Here is a 500-nt window from a genome sequence, read left to right on the forward strand (position 1 = left end):
GCTTCTGCCGGAGTTCTTGGAGTGGGAGGTCGGATCGGCCGATCTTCTACTCCGCGGCTGTCCCGTCCGGCCGGGGTGTGGGCACCCTGCTGGTGTTGGGCGCGCGTGGAGTAGGAAGTCGGCGGGTCCGACCTCCTGCTCCCGAGCCGCGGGATCGCGTGTGGCTTCTGCCGGAGTTCTTGGAGTGGGAGGTCGGATCGGCCGATCTTCTACTCCGCGGCTGTCCCGTCCGGCCGGGGTGTGGGCACCCTGCTGGTGTCGGGCGCGCGTGGAGTAGGAAGTCGGCGGGTCCGACTTCCTACTCCCGAGCCGCGGGATCGCCCGGCCCGGGTGGGGTGCCTGCGTGTGGCTTCTGCCGGCCCACCGGTGCCCCGAGCCCCCGCAGCGGGAAGCCACCTGAGCCGACTTCCCACCCCACAGCGATCCCCGAGTTGCCGGGAAGTCGCTCTCGCCGACTTCCCACTCCACGACCTTCGCCCTGTGCGGCTTCGGCTTCGCCC

Origin of the sequence: Kitasatospora sp. NPDC058115, from assembly GCF_042884635.1 — a bacterium.
Lineage (GTDB): Bacteria > Actinomycetota > Actinomycetes > Streptomycetales > Streptomycetaceae > Kitasatospora.